This is a genomic window from Propionispira raffinosivorans DSM 20765 (assembly GCF_000381065.1).
Lineage (GTDB): Bacteria > Bacillota > Negativicutes > Selenomonadales > Selenomonadaceae > Propionispira > Propionispira raffinosivorans.
In genome coordinates this window covers 56,563-74,352 of the sequence record NZ_KB905843.1, presented here as the reverse complement: position 1 = coordinate 74,352, position 17,790 = coordinate 56,563, and the positions used below count along the sequence as shown (strand labels likewise).

18 protein-coding genes are annotated in these 17,790 nt (G+C 35.7%); all 18 read left to right on the top strand.

The window, feature by feature from the left end; genetic code table 11:
* Positions 1–147: 147 nt before the first annotated feature.
* The 18 genes from F606_RS0105315 to F606_RS0105230 all read left to right on the top strand — a co-directional run bounded on the left by F606_RS0105315 (position 148) and on the right by F606_RS0105230 (position 17,617).
* Complete coding sequence (locus tag F606_RS0105315) at positions 148–678, top strand: N-acetylmuramoyl-L-alanine amidase family protein (RefSeq protein WP_019552844.1); 531 nt, start codon at positions 148–150, stop codon at positions 676–678.
* Positions 679–971: 293 nt separating this feature from the next.
* Positions 972–1,196: a DUF1659 domain-containing protein gene (locus F606_RS20630; protein WP_019552843.1), complete on the top strand. Its 225-nt coding sequence runs from the start codon at positions 972–974 to the stop codon at positions 1,194–1,196.
* Positions 1,197–1,230: 34 nt separating this feature from the next.
* Positions 1,231–1,443 (top strand): DUF2922 domain-containing protein, encoded by a 213-nt coding sequence (locus F606_RS0105305; protein WP_019552842.1) that lies wholly within the window; start codon positions 1,231–1,233, stop codon positions 1,441–1,443.
* 83 nt (positions 1,444–1,526) lie between these two features.
* Positions 1,527–1,691, top strand: a complete 165-nt coding sequence (locus F606_RS22645; protein WP_019552841.1) for a YvrJ family protein — start codon at positions 1,527–1,529, stop codon at positions 1,689–1,691.
* A gap of 260 nt (positions 1,692–1,951) precedes the next feature.
* Positions 1,952–4,375, top strand: a complete 2,424-nt coding sequence (locus tag F606_RS0105295) for a P-loop NTPase fold protein (protein ID WP_019552840.1) — start codon at positions 1,952–1,954, stop codon at positions 4,373–4,375.
* 229 nt (positions 4,376–4,604) lie between these two features.
* The gene (locus F606_RS22200) at positions 4,605–5,156 is read left to right on the top strand and encodes a lecithin retinol acyltransferase family protein (protein ID WP_019552839.1); all 552 of its coding nucleotides are present in this window, start codon (positions 4,605–4,607) and stop codon (positions 5,154–5,156) included.
* Between the two features lie 106 nt (positions 5,157–5,262).
* Entirely contained in the window at positions 5,263–5,436 is a 174-nt protein-coding gene (locus tag F606_RS23120; protein ID WP_019552838.1) for a hypothetical protein, read from the top strand.
* Positions 5,437–5,610: 174 nt separating this feature from the next.
* Entirely contained in the window at positions 5,611–6,492 is an 882-nt protein-coding gene (locus F606_RS0105280; RefSeq protein ID WP_019552837.1) for a hypothetical protein, read from the top strand.
* 204 nt (positions 6,493–6,696) lie between these two features.
* Positions 6,697–6,936: a hypothetical protein gene (locus F606_RS0105275; RefSeq protein ID WP_019552836.1), complete on the top strand. Its 240-nt coding sequence runs from the start codon at positions 6,697–6,699 to the stop codon at positions 6,934–6,936.
* Positions 6,937–7,217: 281 nt separating this feature from the next.
* Positions 7,218–7,454, top strand: a complete 237-nt coding sequence (locus F606_RS0105270; RefSeq protein ID WP_019552835.1) for a YjcQ family protein — start codon at positions 7,218–7,220, stop codon at positions 7,452–7,454.
* Between the two features lie 569 nt (positions 7,455–8,023).
* Positions 8,024–8,266 (top strand): type II toxin-antitoxin system HicA family toxin, encoded by a 243-nt coding sequence (locus F606_RS0105265; protein WP_019552834.1) that lies wholly within the window; start codon positions 8,024–8,026, stop codon positions 8,264–8,266.
* 76 nt (positions 8,267–8,342) lie between these two features.
* Positions 8,343–8,708: a type II toxin-antitoxin system HicB family antitoxin gene (locus F606_RS0105260; protein WP_019552833.1), complete on the top strand. Its 366-nt coding sequence runs from the start codon at positions 8,343–8,345 to the stop codon at positions 8,706–8,708.
* A 150-nt stretch (positions 8,709–8,858) separates the two neighbouring features.
* Complete coding sequence (locus tag F606_RS0105255; RefSeq protein WP_019552832.1) at positions 8,859–10,106, top strand: DUF2971 domain-containing protein; 1,248 nt, start codon at positions 8,859–8,861, stop codon at positions 10,104–10,106.
* A 363-nt stretch (positions 10,107–10,469) separates the two neighbouring features.
* A complete protein-coding gene (locus F606_RS0105250) occupies positions 10,470–10,703 on the top strand; it encodes a hypothetical protein (RefSeq protein ID WP_154651106.1) in 234 nt (77 codons plus the stop codon).
* Between the two features lie 751 nt (positions 10,704–11,454).
* Complete coding sequence (locus tag F606_RS0105245; protein ID WP_019552830.1) at positions 11,455–11,820, top strand: toxin-antitoxin system HicB family antitoxin; 366 nt, start codon at positions 11,455–11,457, stop codon at positions 11,818–11,820.
* Positions 11,821–12,340: 520 nt separating this feature from the next.
* Positions 12,341–12,943 (top strand): cytidylate kinase-like family protein, encoded by a 603-nt coding sequence (locus F606_RS0105240; protein WP_019552829.1) that lies wholly within the window; start codon positions 12,341–12,343, stop codon positions 12,941–12,943.
* 56 nt (positions 12,944–12,999) lie between these two features.
* Positions 13,000–14,427: a glycoside-pentoside-hexuronide (GPH):cation symporter gene (locus F606_RS0105235; protein ID WP_019552828.1), complete on the top strand. Its 1,428-nt coding sequence runs from the start codon at positions 13,000–13,002 to the stop codon at positions 14,425–14,427.
* 46 nt (positions 14,428–14,473) lie between these two features.
* Positions 14,474–17,617 carry a beta-galactosidase, LacZ type gene (locus F606_RS0105230; RefSeq protein ID WP_019552827.1) on the top strand — a complete coding sequence of 1,048 codons (3,144 nt, stop codon included), beginning with the start codon at positions 14,474–14,476 and terminating at the stop codon, positions 17,615–17,617.
* Positions 17,618–17,790: the final 173 nt, after the last annotated feature.

Here is a 17,790-nt window from a genome sequence, read left to right as displayed (position 1 = left end):
TGTGAAACGAACAAACGAACCACAATGAAAGGAGATGTCCGTTACAATGACTACAGAAATAAAGTGGATGCTGATTTTTACAGTATGCAGTTTTGTGGGTAGTACGCTCTCGAACCTGTTTTTCTATTTTGTTGTGAGGTGACCAAAATGAAAGTATTTATAAATGGCGGACATGCGCCGGGAATTGATCCGGGCGTGGTCGGCACCCAGACAACGGAAGCAGAGCTTTGCTGCACGTTTATGCATGAGGTATCCGATTCTTTATTGGCGGCTGGTTGTGAAGTTCGTTTTATGCAGGATGATGATTTGGGGAAAATCGTCCAGAGTGCTGCGGATTTTGCCGCCGATGTTTTTGTAGCGATTCATTGTAACGGTTTTTCGAATCCGGAGGCGAAAGGTACGGAGACATTTTGTTATAGTTTGTCGGCAGCCGGCGGCACCTTGGCAAACTGCATTCAGACACAAATTTTAAATGCATTGCATACGGTGGATCGGGGCGTCAAAGAAAATAAGACCTTTTTTGTCCTGCGTAAAACAACCTGCCCGGCGGTCCTTGTCGAAACCGCTTTTTTAAGCAACGAAGCCGATCAGGAACTATTGGTTGATGCAGGACCCGAATTTAGCAAAGCAATTGCCCGTGGTATCACGGATTATGCATTGTTGACGGGCAGTAATTGACAGCAGAACGTTAAATATTGCAAATAAAACAAGTAATTTAAATTGACTACTTGAATAAAGTCGGTAGATTTTGTAGTATTAAATTGTACTAAACCACGTAACTGTTTAAACTTCCTCGTTGATTTTGCAAGAAAAGAACTTACGGAATAGGTTCAAAGCGTAGACATGTTTGTTTTCAATACGATGCAGTGGGCGCGCTCCCTGTTATAGAATCTATTCCGCAGAAAGCCTCGTTTACACAAGACGTTTCCTGTGTAGGCGGGGCTTTTCTGTTATAGAAAGGAGGGCTTGTTATGGCAATTACAGCAACAGGAAATTCCAAAACGCTAAAAGTCAAAGTGCAGACTGGTGTCAATTCCACTGGCGAAGCCGTTTTGTCAACGCGTACACTGGGAACTGTTAAAGCCAGTGCAGTCAATGAAGATTTGTATGCAATCGGCAGCATGGCTGCAGCGTTGCAGTCGCATACGGTAGATGCGATTCAAGTTTCCGAATCGTATGAACTCCTTAGTAAATAAGCGGCATTTATTTCGCTAGAAAGGAGGAAACATCATGGCAAAGTCTCTGGAACTGGTATTTAAAACGGTGTCAGATAAAGAAGTGCAGTATTCGCTTTCCGATCCGAAAGACGGTCTAACCAAAGCCAATACAGACGAATATATGGCAGCGTGTATCGCTAAAAATGTATTTTCAAATAAAAGTGGCGATTTAAAGACGGCGGTCAAAGCGCAAATTAAAGAAGTCACCGTTACGGCACTTGTCTAAGTGTAGTCAACGTCAAAAAAGCCCTGCAACTGCGGGGCTTTTCCTGTATATAGATCGATTGGGCAAAAAGGGGGTGTATGGCTATGGACGGCAATATATTGACTGCAATCGCACAGGTCGGGTTTCCAATTGTGATTACGCTCTACCTGCTGATTAAATTTCAAAAGTCGCTGGACGTTTTCGCAGATAAAATAGGCGACCTGGCGGGCGAGATCAAAGAACTCTCGGCAATGATCCGGAAAAATTAATAGGCAGAAAATACAAAGTATGGTTTATGCTTTGTATTTTTTTTTGCTCTTTTATAAACTATATTGTCGTAAAATAAATAGGTACACTTTTCTGGGTAATTGTATTTTAATCCGATGTATAGGTGCTAACGTTCTTGGAAGCAATTCATTCGATCGTCGACAGAACTTTACTAGCTGGAAATTTCTTAATTTACCAACTAATTTGACATCAAGAATGTTATAATAACGAGGAATAAAATAACAATATTTGGAGCGATACTATGACAAAAGAATTGAAGAAAGAATTGAAAAAAGAATTGAAAAACGTTATAATGCTTTTTTTACAAAGTATGATGGTTTTTGTAGTACTATTTTGGGGATTGAAGGTTCCTTTATCTATTTATGCAATATTAAGTATGGTTTGTTGCATTTTAGTGCTAATACAATTTTGTCCTTGTAAGAATCGCGTATTTTATAATAAAATTTTTGCGGTTTTGTATGGTGGAAATGTAGCATTTTTTTTTGTAAATCCTAGCGATGCATGCTTGTTGCTTATATTGCAAATGATACAGTTTGCCTTGCATTGCACAACTTTCTGCCAATTTGTTGTGAATAAATCAGATTTAAATCCGCAATTATACGGTAAACGGAAAAGCGATTTACATACAATAAAAGAAAAAATCGAAAACAAAGATTTTCCGATTATTGGGATAGAAGCTGCATGGGGCGATGGAAAGACTTTTTTTGTTGAGAAATTAAAAGATTCTTTTGAAGACAATGCGAAGTATGAAGTTATCACGATTGATGTATTAGCTTGCAATTTGGATGTTTTACCGCAGATTATAGTCGATGAAATGGAACGGGTTTTATATGAGAATGGAATTATATCAAGGTATTCTAAACGATTAAAAAATTTCTTTGATAAAGAACCAAAAATAAAATTTTTTGGCGAATTACTTTCAGAGTCAAATGAATCTTATGCCAAAGCATTTGATAGCTTAAAAGAGGAATTAAAAAAAATTGAAAAAACTATCATTATTGTTTATGAAGATCTGGATAGGATCGTAGATGAAAATTTAATAATAAAAATTTTTTATATTTCAGAAAAACTGGCAAGTGATAATGAATGCGTTAAAATTTTGTATCAATATGATCCGGTCAGACTCAAAAAATGTTTGGGAGATGCAGGCGAGCCTAAATATTTGGAAAAATATATTCCATATACAATGAAGTTGTCAAAAATTGGTTTTTATGAAATAGTACAATATGAAATAAAAGAAAAAGAAGAAAAAGAAAAATTTGTCAAAGGTATTTTAACATTAAATGATTTGAAATATTTTAAAGCAGCTTCAATGGTTTTTCTAAAGGATAAAATTCCAGGTATAGACTTAACAGAAAAAATAAATGTGATATTTAGAGATTTGTATAGTATTAGGACAGTTGGGTGTTTTTTGACAGATATTTATCACATATTGAGTCGACCCAATAATAGAGTTCATGATGATAACTATACAATAATAGCGTTCTTTTTCATTAAACATTTTTTGCCAGAAGTTTATAGTCGTTTTGCCTGTGGGAAGAATCTAAGATATTGTTTTGATATTAAAAATGATGATACCATGATGCCCACGGGAGAAATATTACGCATTTTAGCAGGTAAAGACAACTCCAAACCAAAAGAAATTATAAAAACGGAGAAACTCTTTCAGGATGATGAGGATATAAAAGTTTATATTGCGTATAAATTTTTGTGGGCAGACAATTATGAGTTAGACACTCGATATACTGAAAAATCTCGAACAGATTTGACTGAGAGCCAAATAGCCATCAAGAGGATCCAGCGGGATCAGACGGAATCTCTTATTTGGCGCTTGTTAGAAGCAGGGGAGCCTATGCTGATAGATGCCTATCAATGGATTGTAAATAGTATGCAAACGTTAATTTTATGCAAGAAAAAAACGGAATGGGAAGCAGGCTATAAAAATTTTGAAAGTAAATTATTAACAGAACCTTTTTCAGATGATATGTCGAATGAGCTATTTAGTAAAAAGAAAGAATATCGTTGGAAAATATATTTTATATCCTTTATTGTGACAGAATCACCAAATCAACCAGTGGATTATAGAGGATTATTAGAACTCTATTTTTTAATTGAAAAGCCAACCCAAATTAATGACAGTTTTATTGCCAATATGAAGCCCTTTTTAGCTCGAATTCGTGAGGATTCTTTGGTTACATTTCTTATGTTACTACAGCGCATGAATAAATTTGACGTAGTAGCAAATTATGATTATCAGTATATACATTTTTTGCAATTGTTAATAGATTTAGTTAGAAACTTAGGCTATTTACGGTCTCCAATAACTTTTAATACATATGAAGAGATGGAAGATAGTTTCGAGAATATTGAAAAAATTTTAGCGAATCAGAAAAGAAACTTGCCGGAAACAATAAAATATTTTAAAGACCATCTTAGTCTTATTGATGAAATAGGTATATTTATTAAAAATGTTTTAGCTAGTAAACCTCCAGTGTCACAACCCCTAGAAACATCTTCAATAGAACCGGAGGAGCTTGAAAAAATCTATAGGGAATTACAACAGGCAGGAACGGAAGCAGAACGAGAAAAAATAATATCAAAAGCAAGTATTCCAATTATATATTGGGCAGGGCTGTTTGATAGATTGAAAAAGGAAGAAAATTAAGATAAGTATTAAGGTTGCAGGAATCTAAAAAGAGCCATAAGCATCATGACGGGTGAGATAAAAGAAATCTAGGCAATGATCCGGAAAAATTAATAGATGAATTTCTAAAAAAGTTTATTGCAGTGCAGTAAACTTTTTTTAGTGCTAGTATTTTAGTAAACATATGATAAAATTATATTGCCATATAGCAATTTTGATAAATGAGATCATAAGGGAGATATGAATAATCATGAATGGATTAGATGTATTTCGAGCTTTAGTAAATGTAACGACTCCTCACGGTGTTGTTTCGCGTCAGCCAAACATACCATCAAGGGGTAGGGAAAATCCACGAATAATTGAAAAAATAGTAAAAAGGTATGTTTCAGAAGATGTGGGGGCAGTCCTTGAAAAAATAAACAATGCAGAAGATTCGATTCAAAACGTAAGAGATGCTGTGGATCCAGTCTCTAAAATGGAACGAATTTTTACAGGTAAAAGTGTAGTGGAAATCAAGAAAAAGCTAAATAAAGGCGATCATATATTTGTAACAAGAATAGCCTATACGCATCATGGACTATATGATGGCGCGGGTTTTGTCTTTGAATATAATGAAGGCATGGTTAGGTGTATTTCACTTGAAGATTTTGCGGGGACGGATGATATACATTTACGCAAAAGCAAGGCTGCATTTTCGGAAAATGAGATTATACGTCGTGCTTGGAGTCGAACGAGTGAAATGGAATATAACGTTATATATAATAATTGTGAAAACTTTGTACACTGGTGTAGACATGGCTGACGCGTGATATCTTTCTATAAATAGGCGCTCCAGACCAAGGCGGCGGCACGGACTCTGCGAAAGCACATTCCGTGCCGCCGTCTTCGTCTGGAGCTCATGTAGCCGAATGCTGACAGCACTCGGCTTTCTTTCAATCTGTGATAGTGCCAATACAACATCGCAGCGTTTAATCGGTCAGCCTTTTGGGGCGAGGCTGATACTCAGACCGGAGACAGCAGTCCTTGCGACACTGGTCTACGAAACATTGATCGGAATGAAAAATGTTTTTAAGTTGATATAAAATTTTTGTGGATTATATTAACATTCAAGTAAGCATCGTTATCTAACAGCTTTGCGGACAACTTTCTTTGTCAAAAACTTTAATTTAAGTTATACGGAAATTTCTAAAAATCTATATCATTAATAAGCATTATGCTATAATACATAGTACTGAAAGTTGAAATGGGTGATTTTTTTGGATGCAGAACAGCGCAGACAGGCATTAATTAATCAGTTTTTGTTCAGAATGTTAATTTTAGGTGTCGCAATAATAATGATTTTTGTCTATGTAGATGGTTTAATATGGAATCCTATTTTGGTAACGGTAGCCATGGGAATAGCATGCTCATTGCTTGCATGGGATGCAGTTGCTATTTATGATTTGATAGTGGAAACTAAAGCTCAATTTCGAGTTGAAAAAATTGCTTTTCAGATAAAAACGCAGGGTATCATGGAAAATATTACTAAAGAAATTCAACAAGTTATAAATGAAACAACACTCGATAAATTTATTAGTTCCTTCAATCAAGAAACTGAAGAAAATCGGAATCTATGGAAATATATTTATAGCGAAATTGAAAAGTTGGAGGAATATATAGAATTATTACCAATCGAACAACGTATTTTTGTATTGTCAACTGATTATATGTTATTTAAAAACTATATAGATCGTTGCTTTTGGTTATTGACGGCACATGTTGCATTTGATAAAGATAAATGTGAATGTAGAACATTATATAAAAAGTTCACAATTATCAAAAAAGATGTAGGGACAATAACCATTGAAGAATTTACTAAACTTATTAACCAATGTAACAAGTTTGCGGTTGATGCTCAGAAGCTAAAAAATATAGATCTTAATGGGAAACCACTTCGGATACCTAAAACTATACTTCAAGAGCGAATAGGCAGTGTATTATGCTCCAAAGCAACGAGTAATTGGGCTACAAAAACAGATGACAGGATAAGTTTTCTTCCATATGTTGAGTTTGAAAAAATTGTGTTAAATAAATATAAATGGTATACACTAATGATAGATTTACTTAATCTTAAACATAAATTATTTATGGAGATATAAATAAATAATTTATGTTTGTGTCTACATTACCTTGCTGTACCGGGGCGATGCACGTCGCTTTACTGACTTCAAGAAATGAGATGTGCGGTTTATATAAGGTTGAAGATTTTTTTTCAAATAATTATTTGTTATGATGTTTTTACAGGTATCTCTTTTTAATTACCGAAGAGTATAGGATAAATAAAAAAGGGGAGAGGAATAAAAATGTCAGCAGATTCTAAAAATACTTATGCATATCTTACTGAAAGTGGTTGGACTGTTGAACCCCCAAAAGGAGATACAGTATATGAGAAATTAGCCGTATCTGTATCTCAGAGTTTTAATCCTGGGAATTGGCATATAAGGCATAGTACACTGGAATGGCGAAGTGAGGATAAGGAAATATTAGATAAATTGCATAATAAATATGGTGACGCATCAAATGCTAATTTAGACTGGGATTAGGTTCATTTATTAACACATGGCAGGGTGTATTGCAAAGTTCCAAAATGACTTTCAGCATAGACTCTAATTAATATTGGCTATGAAACTGGAATATATAGTGCAAGTGTTAGTATGGGGCGCAATAATTAGCAGCTTATAGCGTATGAGAAAAATCAGGTGCGTATTAAATATCTTTATCAGAAGTTTGTAAAATGTATAATGAAGCGAAAATGAGACCATAGCAAAATACTTTGTATTTAGTTTACAACCTAAATGGTAAACATAAATTAGGAGATGATATTATGGAATTATCAAAAGATCAAGTTTTATTATCCGTGTATAACAAAAAAGCTCTGAACAATGAGTATAGTGAAGTATTGATGGAATTAAAAGACAATGGATTTATTGATGGTCTCAATCCGAAATATTCAAGTGGAACTGCTGCTCATCCGCTTATGAGCGCAGGATATACACCTGCGAATACAAATATTACAGATAAAGGGGAACAATATCTTAAAGAACATGAATTGATAGACTAAAAGAACTTTGGCTGAGAATGCTTTTTTATGGGAAAAATCAAAGTGTTGCAGTATTTTTTATTTAGAATGGAGCTAATTGACAATAGGCGCTCCAGACCAAGGCGGCGGCACGGACTCTGCGAAAGCACATTCCGTGCCGCCGTCTTCGTCTTCCGCTCATGTAGCCGAATGCTGACAGCACTCGGCTTTCTTTCGTTTCTGTGATTGTGCCGATACAACATCGCAGCGTTGAATCGGTCAGCCTTTTGGGGCGAGGCTGATACTGACTATGTGTTGTAAGACCGGAGTCGGCATAGGGGAAGATGGGCGGCTCCTGCCTTTTCCGCCGCCCGTATTCCCTAGCCTTAATCCGGCAGTCCTTCGGACACTGGTCTACGACCGATAAGCACAGTTATCGATAGTTAAGAGTGTACCAAGAATTTTAACCAGTTAGAAAGCCGAGCACACTCTTAACGGTCGATAACTGCCTTACGCTTATCGATAGTAGACCCGAAACCAAAAAATTCCTAATAAATATTTACAAAATGGTATCATATATGGTACTATTTAGACAAGGAGGAGGCGTGCTATTGAGTCAGATAGAAAAACTTTTGCAGCGAATCAGGAACAACCCTAAAGCTGTTCGATTTGAAGAACTGGAAAAGATTTTAAAAAAAGCAGGGTTTAAGTGTAGGCAGCCGAATGGGGGTTCTAGCCATCATTCATATACGAAACCAGGTATCCCGATGATATTGACGATTCCGTATAAAGAGCCGTATGTAAAAGAATTTTATGTGAAGTTGGTTATAAAAGCATTGGAAGAAAAAGATTGATAAAGTGTGCGAGCCTTTGTTCAACTTTGGCTTATTAAATTTATTATAAATATCACGATAGAAAGAAGTGAAAAGTATGAAAAAAAATATAGAGTATTATATGAAATTACCTTATAAAGAAATTATAGAAGCATCTTCTGAGGGGGGCTATGTTGGATATATTCCGGATCTAAAAGGATGTATTACGCAGGCGGAAACAAAAACCGAATTACTAGATATGTTGGAGGATGCAAAGAAGGGGTGGATTGAAACTGCTTTGGAGGCCGGGATAGATATTCTAGAACCAGTTCATGATGATGATTTTAGTGGTAAATTTAATCTAAGATTGCCTAAGAGCTTGCATAGAAATTTAGCTGCGTGCGCAAAAGATGAAGGTGTAAGTTTAAATCAAATGGCTATGTGTCTTATCGCAAGTGGCCTCCATATTCCGCTAGCTAAATAATATAAGAAAAGGTCGTTTGGAAGCAGACGGTCTTTTCTTATGTCACTTTTTAACTATTCAGTAGCCACTTAAAATGTCCACTAAAAAAATCATTGGATAATAAAATCTGTGGATAAGCATAGACAATACTTTTAGAATGGAGAGGGTTTTGTGGATCAATCATTAATATATCGTTATCGACCAATGAAAAGTATTTTAGGAGATTATAAGGAACTTGAAAAACAGGAAATATTTTTTGCATCTATGGAAGAATTAAACGATCCAATGGAAGGAAGTATTACCCCTTTTTATAAAGGGGTAAAAGAACATTGGATAGGTGTATTTCGATTTTATTTTAGAGAAGTTTGCAATGATTATCTAACAAAGAATTATCCTGGTAGGTTTAGTGATCCAAAAGATCTTTTAGATATAGAAAATCTTTTTATTCAATCAGAACTCATTCAGAAAATAGTCGAAGAAATGGGGAAATCAGAGGTTTATTATACGAATGCTGGAATCGTTTTTTGCTTTCAATATCTTTTACACCCGTATATTTATTGGTTTATAGCATTCAATGTAGACAAATATTTAGGGGCAGCAACCGATCAAATTGAAAGCATGAATGCTATTTATCATAGCGCAAAAAAGTTGGTTGAAGATATTATTGACAATAAAATAACGGGTATTCATAACTTTATACGTCCACAAGATGCTTTGCAAAACGTTGAAGCAGTATATATAATACAAAAATACATTCAAGAGAACTGGAAATTGTTTTGTTTTGAAAAAACTATAGCCGAAAGCTTTACAGGTGCCATTTATAATGCTTCCTGGATGATTTTTAGAAAATTTGACGAATCTGCACGACCACAGTTTCGGATTGCATCTTTTTCTAAAAGAAATGATAATACTTCTTTATGGGGACATTATGCAAATGCACAAAAAGGGATATGTTTATGTTATAATTTGATTTCCGATGGGAAGAAAAAAAGCATACACTTTAAGGGGAATTCATTCGAAAATTTATATTTTGAGAAAGTTGATTACCGCGAGAAGCTGTATCAAGGTGATAATGCATTTAATATTTTAAGTATTTTTGAGAATAGATTGTGTGGGAGTCCTATAGATCCAGAGTTAATGAAAAGTCCTTATTTACAAAAAACAGTAGATTGGCAATATGAAGAAGAATACCGTTTATTAATACCTAATATGGGGAAAGACTATGCAAAAATTTGCTATGATTTTTCAGCACTGAATTCAATTATTTTTGGGAGGAATACATCATTTTCAGATCGATATTCTGTTATTGACATAATTCGCGATAAACTTAAAAAAAATGGACAACGTTGTTTTAATTTTTATGAATTTAATATTGAAAATGATAATTGGTCAAAACAGCCAATATATACGATACAATAATTTTGAAAAAGACGAAACAGCAATTATAGAAAATTATTGCTTAGTTGCTGTTTTTGTTACGTTTTTATGTAATAACGTCTTAATCGATTCGGTCACAATATAAAAAACCAGAAGCTCCAGTTCCTGTGAAAGTTAATTGATATTTTTCGTGGAGACCGTTATAATTAAATTAAGGGTAAACAACGTCGAGTGTTTATCGTAGTGTTGATATAAAGTGTTGTTTCAAGGTGCAGTGCTTTATGGAGCTCTATAAGGGTTGAACGTTTACCACAACTTGAATAGGTAGTAATGCTGAAAGAAAATGTTCTAAAAGGGTCCTGCGTGAGCGGGACCTTTTTATTTTATGTTAGAAAGGATATTTTCATGGATAGACTGAAAGAATGTGCAGAGTTTTTGCCGGACATTCTTTCTCTGTTTCTTGATGAATTTCCGGATGCGGGGTTACGATATTGTAAATCATTTTTTCCGAAAACGAATAATGACTATACGACACGACAAACATCAATGACGTTATTATATAAAGAGAAAGTACATATCGGAACTGGAAAAAGTGACATGCAATTTGATCGGCTGACTCCTAAAAAAGCGAAAAGGTAATCTATATAATTATGCATAGATTACCTTTTCGCTTTTGCTGATTTTTAGGGTGCAATAAGGGTGCAGTAAGTGGGTATTTCTATATGAAAATATAACGAAGTGTGAATTTTTTAGGAAAATATTGCTTTATAAACCCAGTAAAATCAATAAAAATATAACGAAGTGCTAATTTTAAGAGACTCGAAATCAATTGTACCGCAAGGTACCGTGGGTTCGAATCCCACCCTCTCTGCCAGTAGTAATTTCAAGGCTTCGCGTGGCTTGCGTGGAGCCTTTTTTATGTGCTTTTTTCTGGAATCAATTACATTATTGACAGCCTATTTGACAGCCTGCACTTTTTGAGGTATTTTCCTATGTTGTAATAGAAAGATTAACGATTGTGTGGCATGATCACTGTAGATGAATGGCCAAGTCAAATTTGAAGTTTTTTTGTCTGAATAGTAGTTGCACGTTTTGGAACATTGCCCCTGAATATGGGGTGTTGTTACTGACTCTTGGACGACTCTGGGATAGCGTAATTCCAAATTGGCATAGCGCAGATTCTTTTCGTTGAAGTTCTTTTATATATGGAATAAATATTTGTAGGATGGTATCATATATGGTACTGTTTAGATGACGAGGAGGCGTCCTATTGAGTCAGATAAAAAATTTTTGCAGCGAATCAGGAACAACCCTAAAACTGTGCGAGCCTTTGTTAAACTTTGGCTTATTAAGTTTATTATAAATATCACGATAGAAAGAAGTGAAAAGCATGAAAAAAAATATAGAGTATTATATGAAATTACCTTATAAAGAAATTATAGAATCATCTTCTAAGGGCGGCTATGTTGGATATATTCCGGATCTAAAAGGATGTATTGCGCAGGCCGAAACAAAAGCCGAATTATTAGATATGCTGGAGGATGCAAAGAAGGGGTGGATTGAAACTGCTTTGGAGGCCGGGATAGATATTCTAGAACCAGTTCATGACGATGATTTTAGTGGTAAATTTAATCTAAGATTGCCTAAGAGTTTGCATAGAAATTTAGCTGCGTGCGCAAAAGATGAAGGTGTAAGTTTAAATCAAATGGCCATGTGTCTTATCGCAAGTGGCCTTCATATTCCGCTAACTAAATAATATAAGAAAAGGTCGTTTGGAAGCAGACGGTCTTTTCTTGTTTTTTGTTAGAAAGGTTATTTGATGGATAGACTGAAAGAATGTACAGAGGGTTTTTCAGAATTATTAAATACAAAATATATTCTGAGACTAGGTCGGGAATATATCCACTTAGAAAATGATTCCCTAGCCTGAAAGCAGCCTTAGCGGGCTAATTTGTGTGAAAAGGTTGTTTGATTATGATGCAGTTGTGAGTGCATTAAATAACGATATTTTCAGAAAAAAAACATTTTTACAAAAATAATGTTGATTTTAGATTATGGTGAGTGTAAAATGAAAGCTGTCAAAGAAAACGTTTGCTTTTTAAAAGTAGATCAATTCTCGGCTTGGTGTCGAAGTAGTGTGAAGTTTTGTACCAGGTGGCTTAATTTGATAAGGTAAACTTGCTTAATAAAAAGAAAACGTTTACTATGGCAAATGAAAAAAGATACAATAAATAATTTGTTGGTATTGACTAAAAAATAAGATGAGGTGATTTTTTATGAATGAAAAAGTTGTGATAACCGTTAGTAGGCAGTATGGTTGTGGTGGACGTGAGCTAGCAACCAAATTAGCAGAAAAATTAAATATTAAACTATATGATAGACAAATCATTCATATCGCAGCAGCCAAGTTAGGGATTAATGATTTGAGTGAAAGTGATTTGTTAGAGTTGGAGAATCAAGTGCAACCATTATCTTTAAGTTTTATACCATTTCATTCTTTTGGTAGTCATATGGGAAACTCTAGCCGAGGCCTGTTCTTAGCTGAAACGAGTGTAGTTAGAAAACTGGCTCAAGATGGATCATGTGTTATCTTAGGTCGTTGTGCTGATTATGTTTTAGAGAAGGATCCCAATCATTTTTCTGTTTTTGTTTGTGCGGATGATGCATATAGAGAAAAAAGAGGGACTGAAACTTATAATGGTAAATCTTTGAAAGAATTAGATGCTGAAAATGAAAAAAGAGCGGGGTATTATCAGTATTATACAGGTAGAAAATGGGGCGTAGGCTCTAATTATGATTTGGTTGTAAATACTAGTAAAATTTCATTAGATAAAATCGTCGATGGGATTATTGAATATATAAATGCGATACAAAGATAAGAGAAACAAGAGGAATTAGGTTAAGAAAAAGTAAGATTATAGCGGGAGGCGTTACAGTGTCAAATTCAAACAGTAAGAGCAAATTTTGGACTCGTATAGCATATGCCAGTGGTACGTTTGGACATGATTTTTTTTATGCCATGATAGGTACATATTTTATGATATTTGTGACTAGTAACTTATTCAATACAAATAACCAAAATTATAACGAATATATGATTGGTATTGTAACTACGATCATTCTTGTATTACGTATTGGCGAACTTTTTATTGATCCGTTTATTGGGAATACGATTGATAAAACGAAAACCAGATGGGGAAAATTTAAGCCTTGGGTTATAATTGGTGCATTTATTGCAGCGATTACTTTGGCTATTTTGTTTACGGATATAGGGGGACTAACAGCATCTAACCCAATACTTTATTTAGTGTTGTTTGCAGTCTTGTATTTAATTATGGACATTTTTTATTCGGCAAAAGATGTAGCTATCTGGTCTATGATTCCAGCGCTTTCTTTTGACTCCAGAGAACGAGAAATTACAGCAACATTTGCCAGAATTGGCTCTGTATTTGGTGGACAGCTTGTAACTATTCTCGTTATTCCAATTGTTTTACACTTTTCTTTAAATCCAAATGGTGGAGCCGGCGATGCCAATGGGTGGTTTGCTTTCGCTGTCATTGGTGGTGGTATTGCGACATTAGGTGCTATTATCCTTGGACTTGGCACAAAAGAGGGAACCTCTACACTTCGTGAAAATAAGACGGAAACATCTTTCAAAGACGTGTTTTCTATCTTATTAAAAAATGATCAGCTCTTATGGATTGCTTGTGCCTATCTTATTTTTGGCTTAGGTCAAAATATTGTAAATAATTTTAATTTATATTATTTTATTTATGTGTTAGGTGATTCTACGCAGTTTTCTTTTTTAGGTGTAATCAATGTCATTATTGGCTTATTGGCAGTTGCTTTATTCCCGACGTTAACTCAGAAATTTACCAGACGTAAATTATTTATTTATTCTATTATAATTATGTTAATTGCATTAATACTTTATGCTTTTGCTGGACAAAGTGTAATCTTAACATTAATTGCCGCTGGTTTATTTTCTTTACCACAACCATTGATCTTTTTAGTAGTACTCATGACCATTACGGATACAGTTGAATATGGTCAATTAAAACTAGGTCATCGCGATGAAGCCCTTGTTTTATGCGTTAGACCATTGATTGATAAATTATCTGGTGCAATCACTAGTGGTGTTATCGGGATAACAGCTATTTGGGTAGGAATGACAGGTAAGGCTACAGCAGCAAGCATTACGCTTAGCAACTTAATGAATTTTCAAATTGTAATGTTCGCTGTTCCTTTTGTTCTCATGCTTATAGCTACCTTTATTTATAAAAGGAAAGTTACTCTGACAGAAACAGAACATGCGAAAATTGTTAAAGACCTTGAACAGAACTGGGACACGATCAATAAATAATCAATATGAAGTGAATGGGAATATAAATGATAAGAGGTGTATTTTAATGAAAAAAAAATCTTTTGACATATTAAACCTGACGGATCCAGAATATTTTGCTGACAGGAGGCTGCCAGCACATAGCGATCATTCTTATTTTGCCGATATGATGGAACTGACGCTGGGGCAGTCATCGTTTAAACAGTCACTGGATGGTTTATGGTATTTTTCTTATGCGAAAAATCTCTCGCAACGCCTACAAGGGTTTGAACTGCCTGATTTTGATTGTCGTGCTTGGGATACGATCAGAGTGCCAGCGCATATACAAATGGAGAACCATGGTAAACCACATTATACGAATACAACATATCCCTGGGATGGCAAAGAACTGGTACAACCCGGAGAAATTCATCAGTCTGATAACCCAACGGCTTCTTATGTAAAATATTTTTCGAAACCGGAAAATTGGAATACGCTTTATATATCCTTTCAGGGAGTAGAGTCAGCAGTTGCTGTTTGGCTCAATGGTGAGTTTGTAGGCTATAGTGAAGATAGCTTTACGCCAGCAGATTTTGACTTAACTCCTTATGTAAAGGATGGAGAAAATAAATTAGCGGTGCAGGTGTATCGTTTTTCAAGTGGCAGCTGGCTGGAAGATCAAGATTTTTGGCGGTTCAGTGGAATCTTTCGTGAGGTTGCTCTCTATACGAAACCAGCGATACATTTAGATGATTTGTTCGTGCATACTGAATTATTTCATAACTATCAGGATGGTCGGCTGATAGTCGAATATCAATGGAATACCTCGAATGAAAAAAAATTGCAGCTACAGCTTTTTGATGAACAGGGAAAATGTATCTTAGAGGCAATGCAAGAAAAAATCTTGGAAGACAAGGGGGAATTTTCTGCAGAATTAAGGGGGCTGCAACTTTGGAGTGCAGAGAAGCCATACCTTTACCGGGCATTATTTCGTGTTTTTGATTCTGCGGGAAATTTGCTGGAAGTTATACCGCAAAATATTGGTTTTCGCGAATTTAAAATGGATGGAAATATCATGAAAATCAATGGAAAGCGGATTGTATTCAAGGGAACGAATCGCCATGAATTTGATTGTTATCGTGGTCGTGCCATTAATCCGGCAGAGATTGAAAAAGATATCATTCTTATGAAGCAGTATAATATCAATGCAGTCCGTACATCTCATTATCCGAATAACAGCCATTTTTATGAACTTTGCGATAAGTATGGACTTTATGTCATTGATGAAACTAATTTGGAAACACATGGGTCTTGGCAAAAAAATGGACAACCTATAGAGGATGAAAATACGGTGCCAAATGATCATAAAGAATGGTCCGCTGCTGTATTGGCGCGCGCGGCTGCTATGCTGGAACGAGATAAAAACCATGTGTCGATTCTTATATGGTCATGTGGTAATGAATCTTATGGTGGTAAAAATATTTTTCAAATGACAGAGTACTTTCATCAGCGGGATGCTTCGCGATTGGTTCATTATGAAGGAATTCGCTGGGACCGCCGCTATAATGCTACCAGTGACATGGAAAGCCAAATGTATCCTAAAGCAATGGAAATTCGCAGCTTTTTACAAGAGCATCGTGATAAACCTTTTATTTGTTGTGAATATACACATTCTATGGGAAATAGTAACGGTGGTATGCATAAGTATACGGAACTGACTGATGAGGAAGAACTTTATCAAGGCGGATTTATTTGGGATTTTGTTGATCAGGCGATATGGGATCGTGATCGTTATGGTCAGGAAACTTTGTGCTATGGCGGCGATTATGGTGATCGTCCAAGTGATTATAATTTTTGCGGCAATGGGATTGTCTTTGCGGATCGCAAAATAACGAGTAAGTTACAAGCTGTAAAATACAATTATCAAGATATTCTATTAAACCCTTCGGAAACGCAGCTAAAAATTCAAAATAAAAGTTTATTTACGAATGTAAACGAATATGAACTGTTCTTGGAAATGTATCGTGATGGGCAGCTGGTTTGGTCGAACGTTATGCCAGCTCCAGCAGTAGAACCGGGAGATTGTGTGGAAATTGCTTTGAATTTGCCTAAGTACGGTATTGGTGAGTATGCCATTACGGCAATGCTTCGTTTGCCAGAAAAAAGAAAATGGGCTCCATGTGGACATGAGGTTGCGTTTGGACAGGGGCTGTTCCATCAAAAAAATTATGATATAGAAAATAATATGGCTGTTGATGCATGGTTGTTTGGTTCGGAAAATTTGCCCACTGTGATACCGGTTGCAAATAAAAACGTGTTACATGTTGTTCAAAGCGATATTAATCTTGGTGTACTTGGTCAAGGCTTTAGCGTTATGTTTTCCAGTGCGCAGGGGAATTTGGTTTCTTATAAATATAATGGGGTGGAACTCATTGAGGAAATGCCACAACCTAATTTTTGGCGAGCTCCAATTGATAACGACTATGGAAACCAGTTAATGAATCAGTGTGCGCAATGGAAACTAGCCAGCCTTTACAAGCGTTGCATTGGTGTTGAAATAATCGAGAATAGCAACTCTGCGGGAAAAAATGAAAAGTTGAAATTTTTTGGTGAAAAGGGTAATGCCGAATACGATACAGATCATATTGCTGTCCGATTTACCTATGAACTGGCAACGGCACCGATATCTGTTTGTTGTGTGACATATACGGTAGATGGCTCAGGGACGGTTAAAGTGGAAATGGATTATGAAAAGGTTGAAGGATTACCGGAAGTTCCTGACTTTTCGTTGATTTTTACCTTGCCGTGCGACTATGATCAGATTCGTTATTATGGATATGGACCAGAGGATAATTATATTGACCGTCAAGCAGGGGCACGTTTGGGACTTTTTGCTACAACAACCCAAAAGGAAATTCAACCGTATCTGCGTCCTCAAGAAAGTGGAAATCATTGTGGTGTTCGCTGGATTGAAGCAACAGATCGCCGCGGACGTGGCTTGCGTTTATTTGCTCCATTGCCTTTTGAAGCCTCGGCCTTGCCATATACAGTGCATGAATTGGAAAATGCGCGTCATGCCTATGATCTTCCCCAAATTCACCATACCTTCGTTCGAGCTTCGCTGGGAATGTGTGGTGTAGGCGGTGATGATTCCTGGGGGGCACCTGTTTTGGAAGAATACATGAAAAAAAATGAAGATAAACATTTTGAGTTTTGGATAAAAGGTGTTTGAGTGAGGCATGATTAGCGGATGATTCAATAGTGCTGCAAGGTGCGTGGGTCAAATCTATCTGCCAGTAGTAATTTTAAGGCTTCGTCTAGTTTGTGCGGAGCCTTTTTTTTGCGTAAAAATAGAATTTAAATTCATGACTTGTTTATAATGAAGGAGGTTAAAGGTTTTTGTGT